At 72.5% G+C, this 26,627-nt stretch carries 20 protein-coding genes and 1 pseudogene; 16 read left to right on the forward strand and 5 right to left on the reverse strand.

Annotation, left to right across the window (positions count from 1 at the left end):
• Positions 1–5: 5 nt before the first annotated feature.
• The 7 genes from ACFY23_RS05445 (at position 6) to ACFY23_RS05475 (ending at position 7,713) form a co-directional block, all read left to right on the forward strand.
• A complete protein-coding gene (locus ACFY23_RS05445; protein ID WP_350682558.1) occupies positions 6–1,172 on the forward strand; it encodes an ABC transporter ATP-binding protein in 1,167 nt (388 codons plus the stop codon).
• Positions 1,169–2,080 (forward strand): ABC transporter permease, encoded by a 912-nt coding sequence (locus ACFY23_RS05450; protein ID WP_350682556.1) that lies wholly within the window; start codon positions 1,169–1,171, stop codon positions 2,078–2,080. The genes ACFY23_RS05445 and ACFY23_RS05450 overlap by 4 nt, the downstream gene beginning before the upstream one ends.
• Positions 2,077–2,931 (forward strand): ABC transporter permease, encoded by an 855-nt coding sequence (locus ACFY23_RS05455; RefSeq protein ID WP_350682554.1) that lies wholly within the window; start codon positions 2,077–2,079, stop codon positions 2,929–2,931. The genes ACFY23_RS05450 and ACFY23_RS05455 overlap by 4 nt, the downstream gene beginning before the upstream one ends.
• Positions 2,928–4,388 (forward strand): FAD-dependent oxidoreductase, encoded by a 1,461-nt coding sequence (locus ACFY23_RS05460; protein ID WP_350818854.1) that lies wholly within the window; start codon positions 2,928–2,930, stop codon positions 4,386–4,388. Before ACFY23_RS05455 ends, ACFY23_RS05460 begins: the two co-directional genes overlap by 4 nt.
• Positions 4,388–5,590 carry a saccharopine dehydrogenase C-terminal domain-containing protein gene (locus ACFY23_RS05465; RefSeq protein WP_350682705.1) on the forward strand — a complete coding sequence of 401 codons (1,203 nt, stop codon included), beginning with the start codon at positions 4,388–4,390 and terminating at the stop codon, positions 5,588–5,590. Before ACFY23_RS05460 ends, ACFY23_RS05465 begins: the two co-directional genes overlap by 1 nt.
• Positions 5,587–6,600, forward strand: coding sequence for an agmatinase (gene speB / locus ACFY23_RS05470; protein ID WP_350682703.1), 1,014 nt, complete (start codon positions 5,587–5,589; stop codon positions 6,598–6,600). The genes ACFY23_RS05465 and speB overlap by 4 nt, the downstream gene beginning before the upstream one ends.
• Positions 6,601–6,867: 267 nt before the next feature.
• On the forward strand, positions 6,868–7,713 hold the full coding sequence (locus ACFY23_RS05475) for a DUF559 domain-containing protein (protein ID WP_350682701.1): 846 nt from the start codon (positions 6,868–6,870) through the stop codon (positions 7,711–7,713).
• Positions 7,714–7,847: 134 nt separating this feature from the next.
• Here the strand turns inward: ACFY23_RS05475 and ACFY23_RS05480 are convergent, their stop codons facing one another.
• From ACFY23_RS05480 to ACFY23_RS05495, 4 genes are all read right to left on the reverse strand, one after another.
• Positions 7,848–8,669: an NAD(P)H-binding protein gene (locus tag ACFY23_RS05480; RefSeq protein ID WP_350682699.1), complete on the reverse strand. Its 822-nt coding sequence runs from the start codon at positions 8,667–8,669 to the stop codon at positions 7,848–7,850.
• 199 nt (positions 8,670–8,868) lie between these two features.
• Positions 8,869–10,812, reverse strand: coding sequence for a proprotein convertase P-domain-containing protein (locus tag ACFY23_RS05485; RefSeq protein ID WP_350682697.1), 1,944 nt, complete (start codon positions 10,810–10,812; stop codon positions 8,869–8,871).
• 173 nt (positions 10,813–10,985) lie between these two features.
• Positions 10,986–12,260 carry a 4-aminobutyrate--2-oxoglutarate transaminase gene (gene gabT / locus ACFY23_RS05490; protein ID WP_350682695.1) on the reverse strand — a complete coding sequence of 425 codons (1,275 nt, stop codon included), beginning with the start codon at positions 12,258–12,260 and terminating at the stop codon, positions 10,986–10,988.
• A gap of 3 nt (positions 12,261–12,263) precedes the next feature.
• A complete protein-coding gene (locus tag ACFY23_RS05495; protein ID WP_350682693.1) occupies positions 12,264–13,700 on the reverse strand; it encodes a gamma-aminobutyraldehyde dehydrogenase in 1,437 nt (478 codons plus the stop codon).
• 135 nt (positions 13,701–13,835) lie between these two features.
• On the opposite strand from ACFY23_RS05495, the gene ACFY23_RS05500 reads away from it, so the two are divergent.
• A complete protein-coding gene (locus tag ACFY23_RS05500; RefSeq protein ID WP_350682691.1) occupies positions 13,836–15,275 on the forward strand; it encodes an aldehyde dehydrogenase family protein in 1,440 nt (479 codons plus the stop codon).
• Position 15,276: 1 nt separating this feature from the next.
• On the opposite strand, the gene ACFY23_RS05505 is transcribed toward ACFY23_RS05500, so the two are convergent.
• Positions 15,277–16,509 carry an SUKH-3 domain-containing protein gene (locus ACFY23_RS05505; RefSeq protein WP_350682689.1) on the reverse strand — a complete coding sequence of 411 codons (1,233 nt, stop codon included), beginning with the start codon at positions 16,507–16,509 and terminating at the stop codon, positions 15,277–15,279.
• A gap of 74 nt (positions 16,510–16,583) precedes the next feature.
• Between ACFY23_RS05505 and ACFY23_RS05510 the strand changes: the two genes are divergently transcribed.
• The 8 genes and pseudogenes from ACFY23_RS05510 to ACFY23_RS05545 all read left to right on the forward strand — a co-directional run bounded on the left by ACFY23_RS05510 (position 16,584) and on the right by ACFY23_RS05545 (position 26,617).
• A complete protein-coding gene (locus ACFY23_RS05510; RefSeq protein WP_350682687.1) occupies positions 16,584–17,003 on the forward strand; it encodes a YbaB/EbfC family nucleoid-associated protein in 420 nt (139 codons plus the stop codon).
• Positions 17,003–17,341, forward strand: coding sequence for a hypothetical protein (locus ACFY23_RS05515; RefSeq protein WP_350682685.1), 339 nt, complete (start codon positions 17,003–17,005; stop codon positions 17,339–17,341). The genes ACFY23_RS05510 and ACFY23_RS05515 overlap by 1 nt, the downstream gene beginning before the upstream one ends.
• A gap of 19 nt (positions 17,342–17,360) precedes the next feature.
• The gene (locus ACFY23_RS05520; protein WP_350818852.1) at positions 17,361–21,707 is read left to right on the forward strand and encodes a toxin glutamine deamidase domain-containing protein; all 4,347 of its coding nucleotides are present in this window, start codon (positions 17,361–17,363) and stop codon (positions 21,705–21,707) included.
• On the forward strand, positions 21,704–22,153 hold the full coding sequence (locus ACFY23_RS05525; protein WP_350682681.1) for a hypothetical protein: 450 nt from the start codon (positions 21,704–21,706) through the stop codon (positions 22,151–22,153). Before ACFY23_RS05520 ends, ACFY23_RS05525 begins: the two co-directional genes overlap by 4 nt.
• 242 nt (positions 22,154–22,395) lie before the next feature.
• Positions 22,396–22,987, forward strand: a pseudogene (locus ACFY23_RS05530) (DinB family protein).
• 192 nt (positions 22,988–23,179) lie between these two features.
• Complete coding sequence (locus ACFY23_RS05535) at positions 23,180–23,848, forward strand: endonuclease V (RefSeq protein ID WP_350682679.1); 669 nt, start codon at positions 23,180–23,182, stop codon at positions 23,846–23,848.
• Positions 23,849–24,022: 174 nt separating this feature from the next.
• Positions 24,023–25,162 carry a hypothetical protein gene (locus ACFY23_RS05540; RefSeq protein WP_350682677.1) on the forward strand — a complete coding sequence of 380 codons (1,140 nt, stop codon included), beginning with the start codon at positions 24,023–24,025 and terminating at the stop codon, positions 25,160–25,162.
• 69 nt (positions 25,163–25,231) lie between these two features.
• Complete coding sequence (locus tag ACFY23_RS05545; protein ID WP_350682675.1) at positions 25,232–26,617, forward strand: phosphomannomutase/phosphoglucomutase; 1,386 nt, start codon at positions 25,232–25,234, stop codon at positions 26,615–26,617.
• Positions 26,618–26,627 lie beyond the last annotated feature (10 nt).

The following is a 26,627-nucleotide window of genomic DNA, read 5'->3' on the forward strand; positions in this document are numbered from 1 at the left end:
GCGGCATGGGCGGGGCGACTGTGGGGCGCGAGACACCGGCCGGCGACCTGCGGCTGGCCAACCTCACCAAGCGGTTCGGCATCTTCACCGCCGTGGACGACCTCAGCCTGACCATCCCGCAGGGCTCGTTCTTCGCCCTGCTCGGGGCGTCCGGCTGCGGCAAGACCACCACCCTGCGGATGATCGCCGGGTTGGAGGAGCCGACCAGCGGGCAGGTGCTGCTCGGCGACCGGGACATCGCCCGGCTGCGCCCGTACAAGCGGCCCGTGAACACCGTCTTCCAGAGCTACGCGCTCTTCCCGCACCTGAACGTCTTCGAGAACGTGGCCTTCGGGCTGCGCCGGCGCGGCATCCGCTCGGTCGACGACCAAGTCATGGGGATGCTCGCGCTGGTGCAGCTCGACGGCTACGGCCACCGCCGTCCCGCCCAGCTCTCCGGGGGGCAGCAGCAGCGGGTCGCCCTGGCCCGCGCCCTGGTCAACCGTCCGCAGGTGCTGCTGCTGGACGAGCCGCTGGGCGCGCTCGACCTCAAGCTGCGCCGGCAGATGCAGATCGAGCTGAAGCGGATCCAGACCGAGGTCGGCATCACGTTCGTGCACGTCACCCACGACCAGGAGGAGGCCATGACGATGGCCGACACGGTCGCGGTGATGAACGCCGGGAAGATCGAGCAGCTCGGCGCGCCCGCCGACATCTACGAGTTTCCCGCCACCGCGTTCGTGGCGAACTTCCTCGGCCAGTCCAACCTGCTCGCCGGCGAGGCCGCCGGCCCGGGCGGCGGCGAGGTGGCGGTTTCGGCGCACGGCAACCGCTTCTCGGTGCCCCCCGGCCGGGCCCGGGCCGACCGGGGGCCGGTCCACCTGGGCGTACGCCCGGAGAAGCTGCATCTGGTCGACTCCGTCGACCAGGTCCCCGCCGGGCACCAGCACGTCACCGGGGTGGTCACCGACGCCTCCTACGTCGGGGTCAGCACGCAGTACCTGCTGCGTACCGGCTGGGGCAGCGAGCTGTCGGTCTTCGTGGCCAACAGCGGCGTGAGCGGCCCGCTGGCGGTGGGCAGCGAGGCGGTGGCGTACTGGGACCCGCGGCACGCCTTCCTGCTGCCCCGGGAGCCCGGCGAGCACGACCGGACCACGCCGGTCCTGGACGAGCCGGTGGGTGCGTCCTCGTGACAGCGCTCGCGCACGTGCCCGGCTCGGGGCGGTCGACGACGCCCCCGCCGGCCCGGCGGTCCGGTCGGCACCGGGTCCTGCCGTACCTCCTCCTGCTGCCCGGCGCGGCGTGGCTGTTCCTCTTCTTCGCGGTGCCGCTGTTCCAGCTCGCCGCCGCCAGCCTCTACGACCCCGCCGGCTCGCTCGCCACCGGCTACGCGCTGACCTGGGCGGTCGGCAACTACCCGGACGCGCTCGCGGCGTACTGGCCGCAGTTCACCCGGTCCTTCGTCTACGCCGGCATCGCGCTGGTGCTGGCGCTGCTGATGGGCTATCCGCTGGCGTACGCGATCGCCCAGAAGGCCGGCCGGTGGAAGAACCTGCTGCTGGTCTGCGTGGTCGCGCCGATGTTCACCAGCTTCCTGGTGCGCACGCTGGCCTGGAAGACCATCCTGTCCGACAACGGCTGGGTCGTCGGGCTGCTGCGCGACGTGCACCTGCTCGCCCCCGACGGCCGGCTGCTGGCCACCCCGGTCGCGGTGGTGCTCGGCCTCACGTACAACTTCCTGCCGTTCCTGGTGCTGCCGCTGTACGCGAGCCTGGAGCGGCTGGACCACCGGCTGCTGGAGGCGGCGAGCGACCTCTACGCCAGCCCGCTGCGGGTGTTCCGCCGGGTCACGCTGCCGCTGTCCATGCCCGGCCTGGTCGCCGGCACGCTGCTGTTCTTCATCCCGGCCAGCGGCGACTACATCAACGCCGAGCTGCTCGGCACCCCCAACGAGTACATGATCGGCAACGTCATCGACTCGGCGTTCCTGGTCCGGCTGGACTACCCGCAGGGCGCGGCGCTGTCCTTCCTGCTGATGGCGGCGATCCTCGCGGTCGTCTTCGTCTACCTGCGCCGGGCCGGCACGGAGGAGGTGCTGTGACCGTGGGACACCGCATCGGTCGCTGGCTGGCCGAGCGCTGGGTGATGGGCGTGGCGCTGCTGGTGCTCGGCTACCTCTTCCTGCCGATCGCCGTGGTCGCCGCCCTGTCCTTCAACCGCCCGTCCAGCCGCCTGTCGTACGACTTCCACGAGTTCACCCTCGACAACTGGCGCAACCCGTGCGCCACCTCCGACATGTGCGACGCGGTGGTGCGCAGCGTCCAGATCGGCTTCATCGCCACCGTGGTCGCCACGGTGCTCGGCACCCTGATGGCGTTCGCGCTGGTGCGGCACCGGTTCCGCGGCCGGTCCGGGATCAACGTGCTGATCTTCCTGCCGATGGCCACCCCCGAGCTGGTGATGGGCACCTCGCTGCTCGCCCTCTTCGTCTCCGCCGGGGTGCCGCAGGGCTTCTGGACGATCGTCATCGCGCACGTCATGTTCTGCGTGTCGTTCGTGGTGGTCACCGTCAAGGCGCGGCTGGCCGGGATGGACTCGCGGCTGGAGGAGGCCGCGATGGACCTCTACGCCAGCGAGTGGCAGACGTTCCGGCTGGTCACCCTGCCGCTGGTGCTGCCCGGCATCGTGGCCGCCGCGCTGTTGGCGTTCTCGCTGTCCTTCGACGACTTCATCGTCACGAACTTCAACGCCGGCACCACCGTCACGTTCCCGATGTACGTCTGGGGTGCCGCCCAGCGGGGCATCCCGCCGCAGGTCAACGTCATCGGCACGGCGATGTTCGTGGTCGCGCTGCTGCTGGTGCTCGCCAGCACCCTGCGCGGCCGGCGGAGCCGCCGCGCCGACCTGAGGGCCGGGGCGGCGTCCGGCGGGCCGGGGCGGCGTCCGTCATGACCGGCCCGGACGCCGCCCGGGCGCTCGCCGACGCGGCGCCCGTGCCGTACTGGCTGGACCGCCCCGAACGCCCCGACCCGCTGCCGCCGCTGCACGGTGGCACCGACACCGACCTGCTGGTCGTCGGCGGCGGCTACAGCGGCCTCTGGGCGGCGCTGCTCGCCAAGCAGGACGACCCCGGCCGGGACGTGCTGCTGGTCGAGGCGGGCACCTGCGGCTGGGCGGCGTCCGGGCGCAACGGCGGGTTCTGCGCCGCCTCGCTCACCCACGGGCTGGCCAACGGCGTCGAACGCTTCCCCGACGAGATCGGCGTGCTGGACCGGCTCGGCCGGGACAACCTGGACGCCATCGCCGACACCGTGGCCGCGTACGGCATCGACTGCGAGTTCGAGCGCACCGGGGAGCTGTCCGTGGCGGTCGAGCCCCACCAGCTCGACGGGCTGGCCGCCGACGTCGACCTGGCCCGCCGGTTCGGCCACGACGTGCAACTGCTCGACCGTGACGAGGTACGCGCCGAGGTGGACTCGCCGACGTACCTCGGCGGGCTGTGGGACCGCGACCGGGTGGCGATGCTGGACCCGGCGAAGCTGGCCTGGGGCCTGCGCCGCGCCTGCCTCGACCTCGGCGTGCGGGTGCACGAGCACACCCGGGTCACCGGGCTGCGCCGCGACGGGGCCGCGCTGCGCGCCACCACCCTGGGCGGGGCGTCCGGCGCTCCCGGGGCCGACGACCCGCGACCCGGCGGCCACGACGCCCCCGGCGCGGTGCGCGCGCGGCGGGTGGTGCTCGCCACCAACGCGTTCCCACCGCTGCTGCGCCGGCTGCGGGCCTGGCTGGTGCCGGTCTACGACTACGTTCTGACGACCGAGCCGCTGACCGCCGCGCAACGCGACGCGATCGGCTGGCGCAACCGGCAGGGGCTCGCCGACACCGGCAACCAGTTCCACTACTACCGGATCACCGGCGACGGGCGGATCCTCTTCGGCGGCTACGACGCCGTCTACCACTACGGCAACCGGATGGCCCCCGAACTGGCCCAGCGGCCGGCCACCTTCACCGCCCTCGCCCAGCACTTCTTCGCCACGTTCCCGCAGCTCGCCGACGTGCGCTTCAGCCACCGCTGGGGCGGCGTCATCGACACCTGCACCCGGTTCTGCCCGTTCTTCGGCACCGCGTACGACGGCCGGCTGGCGTACGCGGCCGGCTACACCGGGCTCGGCGTCGGCGCGACCCGGTTCGGCGCCCGCGTGCTGCTCGACCTGCTGGGCGGCGGGCAGACCCCGCTGACCCGGCTCGACCTGGTGCGCCGCAAGCCGCTGCCGTTCCCGCCGGAGCCGGTGCGGGCCACCGGCATCCACCTCACCCGCTGGTCCCTGGCCCGGGCCGACGCGCGGGCGGGACGGCGCAACCTCTGGCTCCGTACGCTCGATCGTCTTGGTTTGGGGTTTGATTCCTGATGCGGATCCTGCTCGTCGGCGCCGGTGGGGTCGGCTCCGCCGCCGTCGCCATCGCCGCCCGCCGCTCCTTCTTCGAGACCGTGGTCGTCGCCGACCGCGACCCCGCCCGCGCGGCGCGGGCCGTGGCCGGCCGGGGCGACCGGTTCGTCCCCGCCACCGTCGACGCCTCGTCGGCGGACGCGGTCGCCGCGCTCTGCCGCGAGCACCGGGTCACCCACGTGCTCAACGCGGTCGACCCGCGCTTCGTCATGCCCATCTTCGACGGGGCGTTCGCGGCCGGCGCGGACTACCTCGACATGGCCATGTCGCTGTCCCGGCCGCACCCCGACCGGCCGTACGCCGAGACCGGGGTCAAGCTCGGCGACGACCAGTTCGCCGCCGCCGACCGCTGGTCGGCCGCCGGCCGGCTGGCGCTGTGCGGCATCGGCGTCGAGCCGGGCCTGTCGGACGTCTTCGCCCGCTACGCCGCCGACGAGCTGTTCGCCGAGATCGACGAGATCGGGGTACGCGATGGCGGCAACCTCACCATCGACGGCTACGACTTCGCGCCGTCGTTCTCCATCTGGACCACCATCGAGGAGTGCCTCAACCCGCCGGTGATCTGGGAGGCCGACCGCGGCTGGTACACCACCCCGCCGTTCTCGGAGCCGGAGGTGTTCGACTTCCCCGAGGGCATCGGCCCGGTCGAGTGCGTCAACGTCGAGCACGAGGAGGTGCTGCTGATTCCGCGCTGGGTCGCGGCGAAGCGGGTCACCTTCAAGTACGGCCTCGGCAACGAGTTCATCGAGGTCCTCAGGACCCTGCACAAGCTCGGCCTCGACGCGGCGTCCCCGGTGCGGGTGAGCGGCGTGACTGTCGCGCCCCGCGACGTCGTGGCGGCCTGCCTGCCCGACCCGGCGACCCTGGGCGACCGGATGCGCGGCAAGACCTGCGCCGGCACCTGGGTGCGGGGCACGGCCCGCGACGGCCGGCCGCGCGAGGTCTACCTCTACCACGTGGTCGACAACGAGTGGTCCATGGCGGAGTACGGCCACCAGGCCGTCGTCTGGCAGACCGCCGTGAACCCCGTGGTCGCCCTGGAACTGCTCGCCACCGGCGCGTGGTCCGGGTCGGGGGTGATCGGCCCGGAGGCGCTGCCTCCGCGCCCCTTCCTCGATCTGCTCACCGGCTACGGCTCACCCTGGGGGATGCAGGAGCGATGACCCGCTACGGCCCGATGTTCGGCCCCGACCTCACCTTCCTCGGCGTCGACCGCTGCACGCTCGACGACCCGTCGTCCTTCGCCGACGCCGACGTCGTGGTCGTCGGCGCGCCCTTTGACGGCGGCACCTCGCACCGGCCGGGCACCCGGTTCGGCCCGTCCGCCATCCGGCAGGCCTGCTACCTGCCGCACGACGGCTCCCGACCGTCCCTCGCGCTGCGCGTCGACGCGCTGCGCGACCTGCGGGTGTACGACGCCGGCGACGTCGAGATGTTCTCCGGCGACATCGAGCGGTCCCTGGCCGCCCTGGAGTCGGCGGTCTTCGCGGTCGCCTCGGCCGGGGCGATCCCGGTCGTGCTCGGCGGTGACCACTCCATCGCGCTGCCCGACGCGACCGGGGTCGCCCGCCACCACGGGCTGGGCCGGGTGTCGCTGGTGCACTTCGACGCGCACGCCGACACCGGGGACATCGAGTTCGGCAGCCTGCACGGGCACGGCCAGCCGATGCGCCGGCTCATCGAGTCCGGCGCCGTACGCGGCGACCGGTTCCTCCAGATCGGCCTGCGCGGCTACTGGCCCGGCCCCGAGACGCTGTCGTGGATGGCCGAGCAGCGGATGCGGTCGTACGAGATGACCGAGCTGGTCGCCCGGGGCCTGGACGACTGCCTGACCGAGGCGTTCGGGATCGCCACCGACGAGTGCGAGGGGGTCTTCCTCTCCGTCGACGTGGACGTGGTCGACCCGGGCATGGCACCCGGCACGGGCACCCCGGAGCCCGGCGGGCTGACCTCCCGGCAACTGCTCGACGCGGTGCGCCGCTGCTGCTACGAGCTGCCCGTCGTCGGCGTCGACGTGGTCGAGGTCGCCCCGCCGTACGACCACGCCGACATCACCGCGTACCTGGGCAACCGCGTGGTGCTGGAGGCGCTGTCGGCCATCGCCCGCCGCCGCCGCGACGCCGCAGGCCACCCACCCTGGAACCCGACCCAACCCCTCCTCGACGCCCGCTGAGCGGAGATCACCTCGCCCGGGCGCCCCCGCCCCCGCCCCCGCCCCCGCCCCCCGCCGTCTCCGCGATCTTGCACTTCGTGCCCGGATATTTCGGGCATTCCTCGTCAATCGAGGGCCGAAAGTGCAAGATCGCGGGATTGTCGCGATGGCGGGTGGGGCGTCTACCACGTGAGGGGTGGGTTTGGGGGTTGTGCACAGGGTGAGGGCTGTCCACAGGGGAGGTGGTGCGGGGCGGAGGGGCGGCGGGGAATTCTCGATCCTGTGCGTATGGGTGGTCAGTTGTGGCGTGTCGACGAGTTGATGCGGAGCCTCACCGTGAAGCGGATCCGCACCAGGGTCGACAGAGCGGAGCTGCTCCGGGTGCGGAGAGGCGTCTACGCGGACCAACCCTGCGATGAGGACGACGAACTGCGTGCCCTCATGCTGTGCCTGCCCGAAGAGGCCATGCTGACCATGCAGAGCGCGGCCCACCGGTACGGCTTCGGGGTCCTGCGGGAGGATCTCGTCCACATTCAGTTGCCTGCGACGGTGCCCAGACCCCGGCTGCCCGGACTGGTCGTACATCACTCGGTGCTTCCCGCGCGGGCTGTCGACGTGCGGGGGCTGCCCTGCGTGCCGGCGGCGCGATGTGCCGTCGACCTGGCGCGTACCGCCCGGCGGCTGGACGCCCTGCCCGTGCTCGATGCCGCCATCCGGTCGGGCGCGGTCGGCTTGGACGAGCTGTTGGCGGAGGTGTCGGCTCACCAGGGGCTCCGGGGCGTGCGGCAGGCCCGGGAACTCGTACCGCTGGCGGACGGGCGGCCGGAGTGCCGGCAGGAGAGCCAGTTGCGTTTGATCCTGATCGACGGGCGGCTCCCGGCGCCTGAACCGCAACTGTGGGTGCATGACCGTGACGGCATCCCTCGCTACCGGCTGGACCTCGGCTACCGGAAGCGGAGAATCGGCATCGAGTACGACGGCGCGTCACATCTGGAACGTGATCAACTCCGTCGCGACCGTGAGCGGATGAACTGGCTCGACGCGAACGGGTGGCGGATGCGCTACTTCACCGATCGCGACCTGTACCGCCGCCCCACCCACATCGTGGCCACAATCCGCGCCGCCCTCTCCTGACCCGCCTCCTTCCGTGGCCCTGTACTCCCGCGATCTTGCACTTTCCGCCCCGACAATTCGGCATAGGGCGAACATTTAAGGGGCAGGATCTGCAAGATCGCGGGAGTGCGCATCGGCGGTGGGGAGGGAGGGGGTCAGCGGAAGGTGGGGGTGTGGGTGTGGGTCCAGGTGGCGAAGGTGCGGGGCGGGCGGGCGAGCAGCCGCTCGACGGTGTCGGTGACCGTGTACGCCGCCGGCGGCGGGTTGCCCTGCCAGGACGCGAGCAGGTCGACCAGTTCCTCGTCGTAGCCTGCCTGCCGCCACCGGTCGCGGGCCTGCTGCTCGGTCAGCTCGACGAAGCGCAGCTCGCGGCCGATCGCGGCGGCGATGGTGGCGAGCCGCTGCCTCGGGGTGAGCGCCTCCGGGCCGGTGAGCGTGTAGACCTGCCCGGCGTGCCCCTCGCCGGTGAGCACCTCGGCCGCGACCGCGCCCACGTCGGCCTCGTCGATGACGGCGGCACGGACGTCGCCGAAGGGCTCCCGCACCTCGCCCGTGGCGCGGATCGACTCCACCCAGCCGAAGGTGTTGCTCATGAAGTCGACCGCCTGGAGCATCGTCCACTCCGCACCACCGGCGCGGACGGCGTCCTCCACCGGGCCGGGCCTGCCGTTCCACAGCACGGCGATCCGCCGGACGCCGGCCTTCTCCGCCAGCTCCACGATTTCGGGTCCCGTGCGCAACGTGGCGTAGTCGTTGCCGCCGGTGGTGAGCAGGTGTACGCCGACGACGCCGTCCAGGGCCGCCGGGAGGGTGGCCGGATCGGTCAGGTCGCCCGCGACCACCTCCACCTCGGGCGGCAGGCCGGCGGCCCGGGCGGGTTCCCTGGTCAGGGCCCTCACGGGCATCCCACGGGCCAGTAGTTCGGACACCACGTGCCGGCCCACCCTGCCGGTCGCGCCGGTCACCAGATACGTCACGGAGTCCTCCTTCGTTCGGTGTCCACGACGCTAGGAGCTCAACCTGACTTTAGGTCAAGATCCGCATTCCGGTGAATTGTGCGGCGCTGCCCAACGCGGCCGCGATGGAGTTGGTGCGGGGACGGAGAAGGGCTCCTCGCCGCGGGGCGAGGAGCCCTTCGTTGCTGGCGGCCCCGCCGGGGCCGTCCGCTGCCGAGACCTAGAGGGTCAGGGTCCAGGTGTCGATGTAGCCGGTGTCGCCGCTGGCGGCGTCCTGGACGCGCAGGGTCCAGTTGCCGTTACGGGTCTCCGTGGAGAGGTTGACCGTGTAGGTCTGGTTGATGTTGTCGGCGGAGCTGCCGCTGCGGTTGTGCAGGGTGTAGGCGCTGCCGTCGGGGGCGACGAGGCTGACGACGAGGTCCCCGATGTAGGTGTGCACGATCTGCACCGCCACCTTGCTGCTCGACGAGGCGGTGCCGGTGCAGCCGCTGATCGCGATGGTGCTGGTCACGGTCGCGTTGTCGCCGACGGTCACGTTGTTGCCGTTGGTGCCGGTGCAGCCCGTCGTGCCGGAGCCGCCCAGGTTGAGCGTCCAGCTGTTCAGGTAGCCGGTGTCGCCGCTGGCGGCGTCCTGGACGCGCAGCTTCCAGGTGCCGTTGGCGATCTCCGCGGAGAGGTTGACCGTGTAGGTCTGCTTGATGTTGTCGGCGGAGCCGCCGGTGCGGTTGTGCAGGGTGTAGGCGCTGCCGTCGGGGGCGACGAGGCTGACGACGAGGTCACCGACGTAGGTGTGCACCAGGTCCACGGCGACCGTGCTGGCGGAGCCGGCGTTGCCGGTGCAACCCGCGATGGTGATGGTGCTCTCCACCGTGGCGTTGTCCCGGACGGTCACGTCGGTGCCGTTGGTCTGGGTGCAGCCGCTGGGCGGCGGGGGCGGCGGGGGCGTGGTGCCGCCGTCGCCGAGGTTGAGCAGCTTGTTGGGCGAGCCGGTGCCGGGGCTGGTCACCACGTTGCTGCTGGCGTCGGCGACGAGCTTGTCGCGTACCTGCTGCGGGGTGAACGTCGGGTTGGCGGCGAGCACGAGCGCGGCGGCGCCGACCACGTGCGGGGTCGCCATCGAGGTGCCGCTGATGGTGTTCGTGGCGGTGTTGCCCGTGTGCCACGCGGAGGTGATCGAGCTGCCGGGGGCGAAGATGTCCAGGCAGGTGCCGATGTTGGAGAACGACGAGCGGGCGTCGGTGTTGGTGGTCGAGCCGACGGTGATCCCGGCGGGGGTGCTGGCCGGCGAGCTGTCGCAGGCGTCGGCGCCGTAGTCGTTCCCGGCCGCCAGGCCGTAGGTGACGCCGTCGGCGATGGAGCGGGCCACCGCGTCGTTGAGTGCCTGGCTGAAGCCGCCGCCGAGGCTCATGTTGGCCACCGCGAGCTGGCCGGCGGCGTGGTCGCCGGTCACCCAGTCGACGCCCTGGATGACGCCGGCGTCGGTGCCGCTGCCCTCGCAGTCGAGCACCCGGACGCCGACCAGGGTGACGCCCTTGGCCACGCCGTAGGCGCTGCCGCCCACCGTGCCGGCCACGTGGGTGCCGTGCCCGTTGCAGTCGTCCGCGCTGCCGCCGTCGATCGAGTCGAACCCGGTGACGGCCCGGCCGCCGAAGTCGCCGTGGGCGAACCGGATGCCGGTGTCGATGATGTACGCCTTCACGCCCGAGCCGGTGTTCGGGTAGGTGTACGAGTTGTTCAGCGGCAGCGCCCGCTGGTCGAGCCGGTCCAGGCCCCAGGACGGGGTCGGGCTCTGCGTACCGCTGATCCGCACGGTGTGGTTCTGCTGGACGTAGCTGACCGACGGGTCGGCGGCGAGCCGCTTGGCCTCGGCCTCGGACATCCGGGCCTCGAACCCGCGCAGCGTGTTCTGGTACGTCCGGTTGACCGCGCCGCCGTGCCGGCCGGCGAGGTCGCGCGCCCTCTTCGTGACGTCGGTCCGGCCGACCGAGGCGTCCTTGAACACGACGATGTACGAGTCGTCGACGGCGGTGGCGCCGCCCGCCAGCAGGATCTGCCCCTCGGCGGGGGCGGCCGTCGCGGGGGTGCCGAACGCCACGGCGGTGGCGACGGCGGCGGTCATCACGCCGAGGCGCCAGCGGCGCGCGGCAAGGTGGGGAAGTGTCATCCCTCGGGGTGTTCCTCTCGCTCCACGACGACGGGTCTCGCCATCGATCGCACTTGATCAAATTGAGCAAGAGCGTAGATCGTCCGCGGCGCGATGTGTAGATCTATCGATGTTTGGTTACTCGGGGGAAACAAAGATAGGGGTGGGTGCGGCGACGCCCCGCGCCCGCGCCGCTACGCGCCGAAGGCCTCGTCCAGGATGTCCAGCCCTCGACGCAACTCTGCGTCGGAGATGACCAGCGGTGGCAGGAAGCGCAGCACGTTGCCGTACGTGCCGCAGGTGAGGGTGAGCAGGCCGGCGGCGTGGCAGGCCGCCGAGACCGCCGCCGTGGCGACCGGGTCGGGCGTCAGGGTGCCGGGCCGGACGATCTCCACGGCGAGCATCGCGCCCCGGCCGCGTACCTCGGCGATGCGGGGATCGCGGTCCGCGAGGGCCCGCAGGCGCGCGGTCATCGCCGCGCCGATCCGGCGGGCCGCCCCCGCGAGGTCCAGCTCGTGCATGGTCGCGATCGACGCGAGAGCCGCCGCGCAGGCGATCGGGTTGCCGCCGTACGTGCCGCCGAGCCCGCCGGCGTGCACCGCGTCCATCAGGTCGGCCCGGCCGGTGACCGCCGCGAGGGGCAGGCCGCCGGCGATGCCCTTGGCCAGGGTGACCAGGTCCGGCTCGACGCCCTCGTGCTGGCAGGCGAACCAGTCGCCGGTGCGGCAGAACCCGGTCTGGATCTCGTCGGCCACGAACACCACGCCGGCCGCCGTCGCCCACTCCCGCAGCGCCGGCAGGAACCCCGGCGCCGGTACGACGAACCCGCCCTCGCCCTGGATCGGCTCGATCAGCAGCGCCGCGACGTTCTCCGCGCCGACCTGCTTCTCCACCGTCTCGATCGCCCGCGCCGCCGCCTCGGCGCCGGACAGGCCCCCGTCGCGCAGCGGGTACGACATCGGCACCCGGTAGACCTCCCCGGCGAACGGCCCGAACCGGTGCTTGTACGGCATGTTCTTCGCGGTCAGCGCCATGGTCAGGTTGGTCCGGCCGTGGTACGCGTGGTCGAACACCACCACCGCCGGCCGCCCGGTGGCGTGCCGGGCGATCTTCACCGCGTTCTCCACCGCCTCGGCACCCGAGTTGAACAGCGCGGACCGCTTGTCGAACGCGCCCGGGGTGAGCGCGTTGAGCTGCTCGCAGACCGCCACGTACGACTCGTAGGGGGCGACCATGAAGCAGGTGTGCGTGAAGCGTTCCACCTGCGCCTTTACCGCCTCGACCACGCGCGGGGCGGAGTTGCCGACGTTGGTGACGGCGATGCCGGCGGCGAAGTCGATCCACTCCCGGCCGTCGACGTCGGTGATCGTGCCGCCGGAGGCGCGGTCCACGTAGGACGGGACGACGCTGCCGACGCCCCGGGCGACCGCGGCACCCCGCCGCTTGTGCAGCTCCTCGGACGATGCCATGGGTCAGCCCTCGATGTTGTGCATGACGTGCTTGATCCGGGTGTAGTCCTCCAGGCTGTAGACCGAGAGGTCCTTGCCGTGCCCGGAGTGCTTGAAGCCGCCGTGCGGCATCTCCGAGACGAACGGGATGTGCGTGTTCACCCAGACGCAGCCGAAGTCGAGCCGGCGGGTCATCCGCATCGCCCGGCCGTGGTCCTTCGTCCACACCGAGGCCGACAGGCCGTACTCGACGCCGTTGGCCCAGCGCACCGCCTCGTCCTCGTCGGAGAAGCGCTGCACGGTGATGACCGGCCCGAACACCTCGTCCTGGATGATCTCGTCGGACTGGCGCAGGCCGCTGACGACGGTCGGCGCGTAGAAGTAGCCCCGCTCGCCGACCTGCGAGCCACCGGTCTCGACCTTCGCGTGGTCCAGCAGCCGGTCCACGAAGCCCCGCACCCGGGCCAACTGGTTGGCGTTGTTGAGCGGGCCGTAGAGCACGTCCTCGTCGTCCGGCGCCCCGGTCTTCGTGTTGCGGGCCTGCTCGGCCAGCGCCGCCACGAAGTCGTCGTGGACGCCGGGGCCGGCGAGCACCCGCGTCGCCGCGGTGCAGTCCTGCCCGGCGTTGAAGTAGCCGCCCACCGCGATCGCCTCGGCCGCCGCCGCCACGTCCGCGTCGTCGAAGACCACCACCGGGGCCTTGCCGCCCAGCTCCAGGTGGGTCCGCTTCAGGTCGGGGGCCGCGGCGGAGGCGACCTCCATGCCCGCGCGGGTCGAGCCGGTGATCGACACGAGCTGCGGGGTCCGATGCGACACGAGCGTACGACCGGTGTCCCGGTCGCCGCAGACCACGTTGAACACCCCGGGCGGGAAGAACTCCGACGCGATCTCGGCCAGCAGCAGCGTCGACACCGGCGTGGTGTCCGACGGCTTCAGCACCACCGTGTTGCCGGCGGCCAGGGCCGGGGCGATCTTCCAGACCGCCATCATCAGCGGGTAGTTCCACGGGGTGACCTGCGCGCAGACGCCGATCGGCTCGCGCCGCACGTACGACGTGTGCCCCGTCATGTACTCGCCGGCCGAGCGCCCCTCCAGCATCCGGGCCGCCCCGGCGAAGAAGCGGAACTGGTCGACCGCCGGCGGCAACTCCTCCTCGGCGGTGAGCTGGCGCGGCTTGCCGGTGTTGCGTACCTCGGCGTCCACCAGTTCGCCGGCGCGGGCCTCGACCGCGTCCGCGAGCCGGAGCAGCGCCCGCTGCCGCTCGGCCGGGGTGGTGTCCCGCCAGGTCTCGAAGGCGTCGGCGGCGGCCCGCATCGCCGCGTCCACGTCCGCGCGCCCGGACACCGGGGCCTGCGCGAACACCTCTCCGGTGCACGGGTCGACCAGGTCGGCGTAGCCGCCGTCGGTCGGCTCGACGTAGTCGCCGTTGACGAAGTTGCGCAGCTGCTGCTGGTCACTCATGACGGGCTCACTCCGAGAGGGGGCGGTCTGCGGCGGTTATCGCAATCTGACTGCCATCTTGGCTACCGAATTCGCGGCAGACAAGGGTTGAGGCGACTGTTTCCGTGGACAGGTTGGTCGTCTACGCTGCTCCACGTGGAGTCCGCAGCCTTCTATGTCGCCTCCCGCCCCGCCCACGGCGAGGGCGAGCTGACCGTCCACCACCCGTACGACGGGCGCGCTGTCGGTCGTACCACCCACGCCACCGCCGACCAGGTCGAAGCGGCCGTCGCGGCAGCCGCCGGGGTGGCCGCGACGGCCGCGGCTCTGCCCGCGCACGCCCGCGCGGCGGCCCTGGACCACGTGTCCCGGCGGCTCGCCGAGCGGGCCGAGGAGGTCGCGCGGCTCATCACCGCCGAGAACGGCAAGCCGGTCAAGTGGGCGCGGGCCGAGGTGGGCCGGGCGGTCTCCACCTTCCGCTGGGCGGCCGAGGAGGCGCGACGGTTCTCCGGCGAGCTGCAACGCCTCGACACCGACCCGGCCGCCACCGGGCGGATCGCCCTGGTCCGGCGGGTGCCGAAGGGGCCGGTGCTCGGCATCGCGCCGTTCAACTTTCCGCTCAACCTCGTCGCGCACAAGGTCGCCCCGGCCGTCGCGGTCGGCGCCCCGATCATCGTCAAGCCCGCGCCGGCCACCCCGCTGTCCGCGCTGCTGCTGGGCGAGCTGCTCGCCGAGACCGACCTGCCGGAGGGGATGTTCTCGGTGCTGCCGCTGCCGAACGAGCGCGCCGCCGAGCTGGTCGCCGACCCCCGCCTGCCAGTGGTGTCCTTCACCGGCTCGGGGCCGGTCGGCGCGGCCATCCGCCGGTCCGTGCCCGACAAGCACGTCACCCTGGAGCTGGGCGGTAACGCCGCCGCCGTGATCTGCGAGGACTGGAACACCGACGAGGACCTGACCTTCGCCGCGCACCGCATCGCGACGTTCTCCAACTACCAGGCCGGGCAGTCGTGCATCGCCGTGCAGCGGGTCTACGTGCACGAATGGCTCTACGACGCGTTCCTGCCCCGGCTGGTCGCGGCCGTGCAGGAGCTGCGCACCGGCGACCCGGCCGACGAGCTGACGGACGTGGGCCCACTGGTGTCCGAGGAGGCCGCCCGCCGCGTCGAGGCGTGGGTGGACGAGGCGGTCACGGCCGGCGCCGCCATCGAGGTCGGCGGCCGGCGCGAGGGCGCCACCTACCCGCCGACCGTGCTTACCGAGGTGCCGGCGGACGCCAAGGTCTGCGTCGAGGAGGTCTTCGGGCCGGTGCTGGTGGTCGCCCGCGTCGAGCACGACCAGGCCGCGTTCGCCGCCGTCAACGACTCGGCGTACGGGTTGCAGGCCGGCGTCTTCACGCATCGCCTGGACGTCGCCTTCGCCGCGCACCGCGCCCTGGAGGTCGGCGGGGTGATCGTCGGTGACGTGCCGTCGTACCGGGCCGACCAGATGCCGTACGGCGGTGTCAAGGGCAGCGGCGTGGGGCGCGAGGGACTGCGCAGCGCGATGGAGGACTACACCGACCCGCGCGTCATGGTGCTGACCGGCGTGACGTTGTAGCTCACCAGGTGCCGTCGTCGCGGACGCGGGCCGGGGCGCGGCCGAGCAGCAGGGTGGTCAGCGCGGCGTCGATGTCCGCGCCGAGGAACCACTCGCCGGCCTGGTCCAACGCGAACACCCGACCCCGCTCGTCGACGGCGAGGATGCTGTCACCGTGCTCGGACCCCATGGGGAAGAGCCGCACCCCGAGGACGGCGGCGAAGTCGGCCAGCGTGTCGGCCGAGTGTGCGCTCCGGAGTGGATTCGTCGTGAACCGGCTGATCCACACCTCCTCGCCAGGGCCCCGGCGACTGCTCACGACGGCGGGAAAGGCGGTCAGCGCCCGCTCCGCCGCCGGAAAGGGCTCGTGGCGGTGCCGCTGGCCGGTGACCTCGCACGTCTCCCGGATAGCCCCGGCGGCCAGGACGGGATTGAACTCGCTGTCCTCCCAGCCGGCCTCCATCAGCGCGTCCGCGACCGCGGGTGCGAAGCGGTCCGGATGATGCGGGCGCTGTGGCTCCGGATGCCATTCGGCCGTGAAGGCCAGCTCGGACCAGGGCAACACGTTGAAGTGCACCAGGAAGTTGAGACACGAGTCGCAGGCGCGCTCGGCCCTGCCGCCGTAGGGATCGCCCGGCTCGCGCACCCGGAAGACCTCGAAGCGGGCACCGCTCAGCAGCGTCTCCGCGTCGGCCATGCTCAGTGGGGCGATGCCCTCGGCGGCGCGACGGTGGTCGTAGTCGTGCAGGACGTCCGAGACGACGATCAGCTCGGCGTGCCGGTCGCCGCCGCGCGCCAGGTGGCCGGCGGGCAGTTCGTCCAGATAGGCCCGGACCAGCGGGTGGTGGCGCAGCTCGACGTCGCCCTTGGCTCCCTGCGCGCGGAACAGCCGGCCCTCGACGGTCAGGTGCGCCGCCGTGCCGGGGGTCGGCAGCCGACGGATCTCGCGGAGCAGTTGGCTCGCCGGATCGACCGTGCGCGGCGCGGCGGGGCCCTCCGCCCGGCTTCGGCGGTACATCTGCTCGACGATCTGCACCGGGACGCGGGGCCACGTGCTCACCTCGCCGGTCTGCTTGTCGACCACGGTGGTCGGCAGCTCGCCCGGCACCGTCCTCGCGTCGATGGACACAGTGGACGTGATGACGTAGCCGAGGTCGAACTCGTCGACCATCGGGCGGCACTCGTGGCCCAGGCGCTGTGACTCGCGGCGGGCCCACACGGCGGCGAGCTGCTCGGCCTGCTGGCGATCGATCACGGGCTTGAAACTACCGGACCCCACGGAATCGTGGCGGCCGGTATGGTTCGCCCTACCGACGGTGACCGGGGAGGGTGGCGTTGGGCGAGAGCGTGGACCGGGACGCCAATCGCGCGCTGCGGGCGCGATTCGACGAGGTGTACGGGGACTACCAGCGACTTCGGTCCGGTTTGGACGAGCTGCAGGCCCGGCTCGCCGAGCTGCGGGTGACGGAGCGCTCCGACGACGGTCAGGTGACCGCGACCGTCGGTGCCCGGGGCGACCTGATCTCGGTGGAGCTGCACCCCTCCGTCTACCACGACCGGGACGCGAAGGCGTTGAGCCGGAAGATCACCACCACGATCCGCCGCGCCGGTGCGACCGCCGCCGCCAACACCCGGGAACTGGTGGCCGGCTACCTGCCCGCCGGCTCCGGAGCGGTCGACTTCCTGCGTACGGGTGACTTCGGGTCGTTGCTGGGCCGGGCGGACTCGGCGCTGCGCCGGGGCGAGTGATGGACGGGCAGCTCTGGCTCGACCCGCAGCGTGCCCGGCGTGGCGGCACCGACCTGTCGCTCGCCGGCGAGGCCGTCGGCGCGCGGCGCCGCGAGGTGGGTGGGGCCATCGCGGCGGCGAGCGCGTCCCGGCCCTGGGGCAAGGACGACATCGGCGCGGCCTTCGAGCAGAAGTACCGGGGCTTCGAGGAACTGGTGCTGCGCGTGTGGGAGGGCGTCGGGCGGCACCTGGAGGGCCTGGGCGCCGACGTGGTCCGCTCCGTCGACGCCAACCTGCGCACGGACGCGTCGAGCGCGGGCCGGCTCGACCGCGCCGGCGACCGGCACCAGCAGCGCTGATCCGCGGAGGGAGACCCGGATGAGTCTGTTGCCGAGCCCCATCCCGCACCCGCTCGACTACTCGCCGTGGGATCTGCCGGGCTGGGTCTACGAGGCCCTCGACTGGGTGATCGGGGTCGAGTGGCCGGAGGGGAACGAGCGGGCGGTCTGGGAGATGGCCGACCAGTGGTACGCGGTGGCCGCCGCGCTGGCCGGGCCGCACGCCGACGCCGTCACGGCCGCCGCTGAGGTGCGCGGCGGGTACGGCGGCGTCGGGGCGGTCGCCGCCGCGTTCGACACCGCCTGGCGCCGGGTCGCGGAGGGCGACGAGGCGCCGCTGCCCGTGCTGCTCGCCGTCAGCACCGAACTGGGCCGGCTGGTGGAGGAGTGCGGCTGCGACATCGAGGGCGCCAAGCTCGAGGTCTGGATCGAGCTGGGCATCCTGGTGATCGAGCTGCTGTCGCTGGCGGTCGCCACCGTGCTCACCGCCGGCGCGGCCTCGCCCGCCGCCGGGGCGGCGATCACCGCCACCCGGCTGATCGTGCAGCAGATCTTCAAGCGGCTGATGGCGCAACTGGCCCGCAAGTCCCTCAAGCAGGGGCTCAAGGAGGCCGGCGAGCGGGCGGCGAAGGAAGTCACCAAGGGCGGCGTGCGGGGCCTCGGCCGGCGCGCGGCGCTGGGCGGGGCGTCCGAGGCCGCCGAGGAGAGCGGCATCAACCTCGCCACCCAGGCGTACCAGAACTCGACCGGCAGGCGGCACGGGCTGGACATGACGGAACTGGGCACGACGGCGGTCGGCGGCCTCGCCGGCGGAGCGGTGGCGCCGCTGGCCGGCCTCGGCCGCCACGCCACCGGGCGGGGCGCCCAGATCGGGGAGCACCTCGGCCGCGAGATGACCGGCGAGGTGATGGCCGAGCAGGCCGCGAGCCTCGCCACCGGCCAGGGCCTGACCTCCGTGGAGGACGCGGCCCGGGCGGCCGTGTCCGGTGCCCGTGGCTCCGCCACCGCCCAGGCCGACGCCGCACTGCAGGCTCGGCTCGACGGTCAGATGAGCGCCCTGGCCGGAATGGCGCCGACCGCGATGGACAGCGGGGCTGCGGCACAGACCTTTACCGGCACGGCAGGTCTGGCGGCGAGCGTGGATGTGCCCAGGCATCCACTGGCGATGCCGGAGGCAGCGGCGACCCGATCTGGTCCACCGGAAGACGTCGCCCCGCCGGCCGCGGAACTCACGTCGACACTCGAAACGCGCGCAGCACCCGGGCCGGGTGCGGTCGAGCCCGCGGTGCGGCTTCCCGAGCAGGCCGGTGCTTGGCCCGGGCTGCCGGCTGTGCCTACGGATACCGTTTCCGCCACTCCCGTCGCGCCGGCAGCCGAGACCGTGCTTGCGGAAGCGCGGAATGCTCCCCATCTCACGCCGGCGACCGAGGCTGCCGGGCCGGCGCCGTCCCCGACGTCGCATGTCGATGCGTCGGTCGCTCCACTCGATCCGACGCTCTCCTCGGCCATGCCGGAAGCGTCTCCGGCACCTGCGGTCCCGTCGTCGGCGGGCCCCGGCCACGTCGTCGAACCGGTAGCGGGTGCCGGGGTAGCCGGGCAGCATGCGAGTGCCACGACAACCGGCCCGTCCGTCGTCGGAGGGACCACGCAAAACACGCCCGGGGTCGCCTCCCCTCTTGGCGGCACCCCGACGCAGGGCTATCCGGTCCCCGCCGCGCAGACGGGGGTCGGTGAGGTCACGGCGAGGAACGGTGCGGCACCGCAGACCGCACCCACCCTCGTCCCGCCGTCGCCGCCTCACACCCCCACCGACCGGCCTTCGACCCGGACGCATGACGGGTCGGCGCATCCGCAAGGAGCCGCGGAACACTCTCCGCGTCCGCGCACCGCCGAGTGGTACGCCGCCAGGTGGGCCGCGGACCAGGATGCCTTCGAACGACGCCGCTACCGGGGGCACTTCCAGTTCCAGCGGACGAACTACGAGGAGAACCGCCGCCGGGACAGCGCGGCACGGCTACGTCAGGCCGCAGACCGCAGCTACGACGAAGCCCGGTGGTTGGTCAGCGAGGGGCGCCGGCTGGCGCAGGCCGGCCACCGTGTCACCTCCGAGCGATTCTTCCAGGAGTGCCGGGAGAGGGAGCGCTGGTGTCACCAGCAGCGGGACCTGGCCGAAGCGGTCCTGGCCGGGGATGCCGCCCCGGTCGTCGTCGCCGTCAGCGACACGGACTTTCGCCGGATCAACGACGACGTCGGCGACCTGGCACTCGGCGCCGTGGAGACCGCAAACCGCTCGGCGCTGACGAGGGACGACTACCCGCCGCCGATCGACCGGTCGCGGAACTACGGCCAGCCCGGCGGCCTGCGTCTGCCGTTGGCGCTGCACCAGACCGACATCGAGCGCCAGGTGCCCCGAGAGCCCGACGGGAGCGTCAAGCGGACCGCCGATCCGCGACTCGGCGGCTGGTTCGGCTTGGTGAACGACGGTGGGCCGCGAGCCGACCCGACCCGCGCCATCAACTGCATCGACTGCACGCTCTCGCTGTTCGACACCTGGATGCACGGCCGGCCCCGGGTGGCCGCGCCCCGCACCTTCGACGCCTACCTGGCCGGTGACGTCACACGCCCCATCGACGGCGAGTGGGGCGGCATCGGGCGGATCGAGGACGTCACCGGGGGGCGTTTCCAGCGCCTCTGCCAGCCGACGGAGGACGTCCAGGGTGCCGAGCGGCGGTCGGCCGTCGACACCGGCTACCGCAACCTCCACCACCAACTCCGCATCGGCGGCCACGGCAGCTTCGCCTTCGTCGTCAACAGTTGGGAGCAGGGCGGTTCCCACATCTGGGTCGCCCTCAACCAGCACGGCACGGTGCTCTACCTGGACCCCCAGACCGGAGCCGTATCGGACGCGCCCCTGTACCGGCACCAGGGCACCCCGCACCCGCACAACGCCGTCGACACCGAGGTCCTGGTGCTGGGTCCGGACGCCCGGCCGATGCCGCTGGGCGGGTTGCGGCGCGGCCGGTTCAGCGAGCGACCCGACCTGCCGGAGCACCCGCCCGTCGAGACCGACCAGGGGTACGGCGAGCCGTACCTCAATCGCATGCACCTGCTCGGCGATCCCGGGTCGGCTCCGTCCGACGGGCTGCCGCCGGGCTGGTCCGAACAGCCGGGCCCGGAACTCGATCGGAGCGACGACCCGCTGGAAGAGCTGCGGGCCGCACGGGAACGCGCACAGGCGGACCGGGCGTCGAACGGCATACCCGTCAGCGTCGTACTGGCCGACGAGCCGGACCTGGAGCGGGTGTTCGCCGCCGGCGTGACCCCGGTCGAGGTAGCCGGCGGGCTCGATGCGCCGACCCTCCGACGACTCGTACCGCACCTCGACGAGCCGGCCGCCCAGGACGTGGCGCGGCTGTTCGCGGAGCCGCGCGTGCAGCGCATGCTGGACGACACGTGGCGGACGCCGCCGAAGGACGAGCCGATGCTCGCCGAGACCCTCGTCCGGCAGTTGGCGCAACGGCCTGACCTAGTGAGGATGGTTCTCGGCACGCCCGACCTCCTCAATCTGCTGGTGGCTCGGCCGCTGACATTGCTTCATCTGGCAGGTCAGCAGCAGGCAATCGATGTCCTCGGCGCCGTTCTGAGTGAGATCGACCAGCGCGGCCTGGAAGCGGTAATCGGGGATGGCAGTGTGGCGCTCCCAAGACCCGCAGACCTCACCAGTGAGCAGCGGTCAGTGAGCGCGCGTGTGGCAGGTCGGGGGCAATCACCCGTGCAGCAGGGCTTCGATGCGTCCAGGCGTCACGACGACGAGTACCGAGAGGCTTTCGTGCAGCGGCTGCTCGTTGAGTCGGTGGATGCTCAACGGGAGTTGAACCGAATCGCCACCGACCTTGCCGGCGGCCACGGTCAGCCAGGCTGGCGTACCAAGCCGAAAGGTCGGGACCGGGTGAACGACAAGCTTGTCGAGTACGACAACGACGCCTCCCGGCTGAAGGACCTGGCAGCGGCGAAGGTCGAGTTCCGGCGGCTCGACGACGTCTACAACGCGTTGGACGCTCTGGACCGAGATCCTGATGTAGTGATCGTCGGTATCAAGGACCGCTTCCTGACGCCCATGCGGAGTGGATACCGGGACATCCTTGTGAACCTCCGCCTGTCGAGCGGACACGTCGCCGAGCTCCGTCTCCACCTCGCCTCGATCGATGAGGTTGCCAAATGGGAGCATCCTCTGTACGAGGTGCGACGAAATCTCGAGACGCTCGCTCAAGCGCAGGGCCGACCGTTCACCCCCATGGAGCAGGCCGTGCATGACGAGCTGAGCCGCAGGGGACAGGCAGCATATTGGCGGGCGCTCAGCGATGACAGAAGCGAGGAATCACCATGATGGACATACCCACTGGTCTCGTACTGCCTGCCTTCTACAGCTATTACGAATCACCTGTCAAAGTCGTTCGGACTGCCGATGGTGGTGTTGCTGCCTGGCGGTTGTCGAAAGATAACGGGGGCTGGGTCCCGGCGGACCATCTTCTGCGGAAGATTCTCCTTGTCGGTGGCGACGAGATTGATGAACTGACGCGTGAGGAGTTCGTCCAACTGACTGAGCATGACCGCGGGTACTACCTTCGCGGCGAAGGCCCTGTCTTCGCGCTCTACGAGACTGTACGGGCTATTCAAGATGTTCTGGCCAGCGAGAGGCGGTATCCGACACCGACGGAGACAGCCCTGATCGTCGGCATCCAACGGAGGACGTTCGTCATGTTCGAGGAGCAGCTTCAGCAATTGGGTGATCCAGCCGCGGACCCGAGCTTGGGCTCGGAAGAGCGGCAGTAGATTCATGCCCGACCTCGCGTACTAGCGCAGCCACCGGGTATGCCATTCTCTGGATCACCGCCTACGCGAATGGACTTGTGATCCCGGCCCGGTCGCGCGATTCGCGGGTTGCCTTAATGGGCACCCGTAGGCGGGAATCCATGACGTCGTTTCGGTGGAGTCGCCGGTTCGTGCACGGGTGGCGTCCCGTGGCAGCCGAAACCGCTTGCGGTCCCGCATCGACGTCGGTCAGGGGCGCTCTTATGGCTGAATCTCCCGCTGACGGGTCCACCCCCATCGCCGACAGCCCCAAGCAGAACTTCGCCTGGTCGAACATGTTCGTCCACCCGGACGACGACCCCCGATCCGACGGCAACCGCTACGACGAGCGGACGATCCTCGTCGAGTACCTGCGCGACCAGCGGCTCACTCTGGAACTCAAGTGCGCCGACCTGGACGCCGAGGTGCCGGCCCGGCGGTCCGTACCGCCGTCGAAGTTGTCGCTGCTCGGACTGGTCCGCCACCTGGCCGAGGTGGAGCGGGGCTGGTTCCGGCGGACGATGGCCGGCCAGGACGCGCCGAGGATCTACTGCACGAAGGCCGACCCGGACGGCGACTTCGACGGCGCGGTCGGTGATCCGGAGGTGGTGGCCGAGGCGTGGCGTCCCTGGCGGGCGGAGGTGGAGTTCGCCGAGCGCTTCGTCGCCGAGTCTGACCTGGGGTCATGGGTTGGCACGGCGACGGGGGAGGTCTCGCTGCGGGAAGTTGCTGGCGCACATGATCGAGGAGTACGCCCGGCACAACGGCCACGCAGACCTGATCCGCGAGCTGATCGACGGCCGCGTCGGCCAGTAGGAGCGCCGCCGTCCACGGTGACCGGGGTGCTGTGACCCCGGAATAGCATGGCGAGATGGCTGAATCAGACACCGACCAGCGGCCCGTCGGCCAGCCGAGTGCCGGCAGGCAGGCCACCGGCCGGTCGTCGTGACGACGGAGGGACCGGGGGTCGCGCAGGTCGGCATGTCCGAGGTGTCCGGGGGTGCGCCGATGGCGGGGCCAGGGAGCGTGGCGGAGGCGCTGGCGCTCCAGGAGCGGTTGCGGCCGCTCGTCGACCTGGTCGGGCCGGGGCCGGCCGAGCCCGGGACGGTGGCCGGCCTGGACGTCGCGTACGCCGAGAGTGGCGATCGCCTGGCGGCGGCCGTGACGGTGCTGGACGCCCGGACGCTCGCGGTGGTCGACTCGGCGGTCAGCGTGGGCCGGCCCGCCTTCGACTACGTCCCGGGGCTGTTCGCGTTCCGCGAGCTGCCCGCGCTGCTCGAGGCGCTCGACCGGCTGGCCGTACGCCCGGAGGTGCTGGTCTGTGACGGGCACGGGCTGGCCCACCCGCGCCGGTTCGGGCTGGCCTGCCACCTGGGGGTGGTGACCGGCCTACCGGCGATCGGGGTGGGGAAGACGCCGTTGCTCGGCGAGTGGACGCCGCCGGCCGGCGAGCGCGGCGCGTGGACGCCGCTGCGCGACGGGGACGAGATCGTGGGCCGGGTGCTGCGCACCCGGGACGGCGTGAAGCCGGTCTTCGTCAGCGTCGGCCATCGGATGAGCCTCGACAACGCGACCGCCCGGGTGCTCGCGTTGACGCCGCGCTACCGGCTGCCCGAGACCACCCGCACCGCCGACCGGCTCTGCCGCGACGCGCTGGCGGCCGCCGGATCGGGCTGACGCCCGCAGACACCCGCCCGCACCGAGACGCCCGCGCTGACGGATGCCAGGTGCGGTGACGCGACCACGGGGGTAATGCGGCGCACATCCGGAGCGTTCTATGACCGGCCCTCACCGGCGGGCGGTAGTAGCCTACCGGCGGACCCCCGTCGGGGGAGGAACGGCGAGGTGATCATGGCGGTACGTCGGCACGCGGCGCGGCTCTCGGCGGTCTGCGCGTTGCTGGGTGGACTGGTGGCGCTCGGCGCGACGCCGGCGCTCGCCGACGACGACTCGGTCCGGGTGCGGTCGGCCGGCAGCTTCACGGCCGGCGGTTCCGCCGAGGGCGTCTCGATCGAGGTGCGCAAGCGCAGCGACGGCTGCGTGCTGCTGCGTACCGCGTTGGGGCTGCGCCTGGGCGGCCTGCGCGCCGACCAGGTCAGGGCGCAGGTCAACGTGGGCGGCCGCTGGTTCCCCGTGTCGCTCTCTGGGGGCGGGGGCAGCGTGGCCACCGCGGCCACCTCGCCGGCGAACCCGCGACTGTGCAAGGGCAAGAGCATCACGGTGCGCTACCAGGTGGCGTTCGTCCGCGGTGCGCCGGGCGGCCGGTTGACGGTCACCGGCGCGGCCAGCGCGAGCGGGCAGTTGCTGGGCCGGGGCGCCGTGGCGTCCCGGGTGGTCGGCGCGCGGGCCTCCGCCTCGCCGTCGCCGACGCCGTCGAAGAAGCCGTCGCCCACCCCGAGCGCCTCCCGGTCGGAGACCGCCGAGGAGTCCCCGGCCGGGGCGGCCCTCGCCGGGCAGGGCGCCGGCGCCACCGTCAACGCCGCCGAGGAGGAGTCCGGCGGCGGCTCGGTGGTCATGTTCTTCGGCATCGCCATGGTGGCCGTCGGGATCCTGCTCATCGTCCTGCTGTTCCGCCGCGCCCGGGCGGACAAGGAGCCCGCCGACGACCTGCCGCCCGCCCTGCTGCCCCGCAACCCCGGCGGCACCACCTACCGCTCCGCGCAGGGTCCGGCCGCCGCGCCCGTCCCGCCCGGCCAGGTGTACGGCCAGCAGCCGCCCACCCCCGGCGTGTACGGGGGCCCCTCCGCCCCGCGTCCGGCCGGCGGCGTGTACGGCAGCCGCCCGGCCCCGGAGGCCACCCAGGCGGTGCCCGGCGGGTCCATCACGCCGCCGGTGTCCGCCCCGCCCGGGAGCCCGACGTCGGCGCCGCCCGTCCCGGGGCAGTACGGCGGGCCGGCGTCGGCTCCGCCCGCCTCCGGGCGACCCGGTGACCCGCCCCCGGAGGCCGACGGCGGCGGCCACACCGTGTTGATGCCCCGGCTCCCTGGCTGAGCCGGGCCGCCCCGCGCCCCTCCGATACGCTCAGGCCGTTGACGACCTGCGGCGCAAGGAGCGAGACCGGTGTCTGATCTGTCCCAGATCGTGAAGGCCTACGACGTCCGTGGGACGGTGCCGGACCAGTGGGACGAGCGCGCCGCCGAGGCCCTCGGCGCGGCCTTCGCGCAGGTGCTGGACGCCTACGGCGAGGGCGGCGACGCGGTGCTCATCGCGCACGACATGCGCGCCACCGGTCCCGGCCTGGCCGCCGCCTTCGCCGCCGGGGTGCGCGCCGAGGGGCGCTCGGTGATCGAGCTGGGGCTCGGCTCGACGGACATGCTCTACTACGCCTCCGGCGCGCTGGGGCTGCCCGGCGCGATGTTCACCGCCAGCCACAACCCGGCCCAGTACAACGGCATCAAGATGTGCCGCTCCGGCGCCCGCCCGATCGGGCAGGACAGCGGGCTGGCCGAGATCCGCCATCGGGCGCAGGCCCTGCTGGACAAGGACGAGGCCCGCCCGGCCGGTGGGCCGACCGCGCCGGCCGAGCGCCGCGACCTGCTGGCCGACTACGCGTCGTACCTGCGGGAGCTGGTGGACCTCTCCGGCATCCGCCCGCTGAAGGTGGTCGTCGACGCCGGCAACGGCATGGGCGGCTACACCGTCCCGGCCGTGCTCGGCGACGCCGTCCTGCCGGCGCTGCCGCTGAAGATCGTGCCGCTCTACTTCGAGCTGGACGGCACGTTCCCCAACCACGAGGCCAACCCGCTGGACCCGGCCAACCTGGTCGACCTCCAGCGCGCCGTAATCGAGCACGGCGCCGACATCGGCCTGGCGTTCGACGGCGACGCTGACCGCTGCTTCGTGGTCGACGAGCGCGGCGAGCCCGTCTCCCCGTCGGCGATCACGGCCCTGGTGGCGGCCCGCGAGCTGGCCAAGCACCCCGGCTCGACGGTGATCCACAACCTGATCACCTCCAGCGCCGTGCCGGAGATCATCCGCGAGCACGGCGGCGAGCCGGTCGTCGCCCGGGTCGGGCACTCCTTCATCAAGGCGGAGATGGCCCGCACCAACGCGATCTTCGGCGGCGAGCACTCCGCCCACTACTACTTCCGGGACTTCTGGTTCGCGGACACCGGCATGCTCGCCGCGTTGCACACGCTGGCCGCCCTCGGCGAGCAGTCGCTGCCGATGTCGGTGCTGGCCGGCGAGTACGAGCGGTACGTGGCCTCCGGCGAGATCAACTCGACCGTGGCCGACCAGGCCGCCAAGGTGGCCGAGGTGCGGGCCGCGTACCCGCAGGCCGAGGCCGACGAGCTGGACGGGCTCACGCTGCGCTTTCCGGACGGCGCGTGGTTCAACCTCCGCGCCTCCAACACCGAGCCGTTGCTGCGGCTCAACGTCGAGGCCCCGACCCGGGAGCGGATGACCTCGCTCCGCGACGAGGTGCTCGACCGGGTTCGCCGATAAGATCGCCTGC

Origin of the sequence: Micromonospora sp. NPDC000121 (assembly GCF_042899165.1) — a bacterium.
In the GTDB taxonomy this organism is placed as follows: Bacteria; Actinomycetota; Actinomycetes; order Mycobacteriales; family Micromonosporaceae; genus Micromonospora.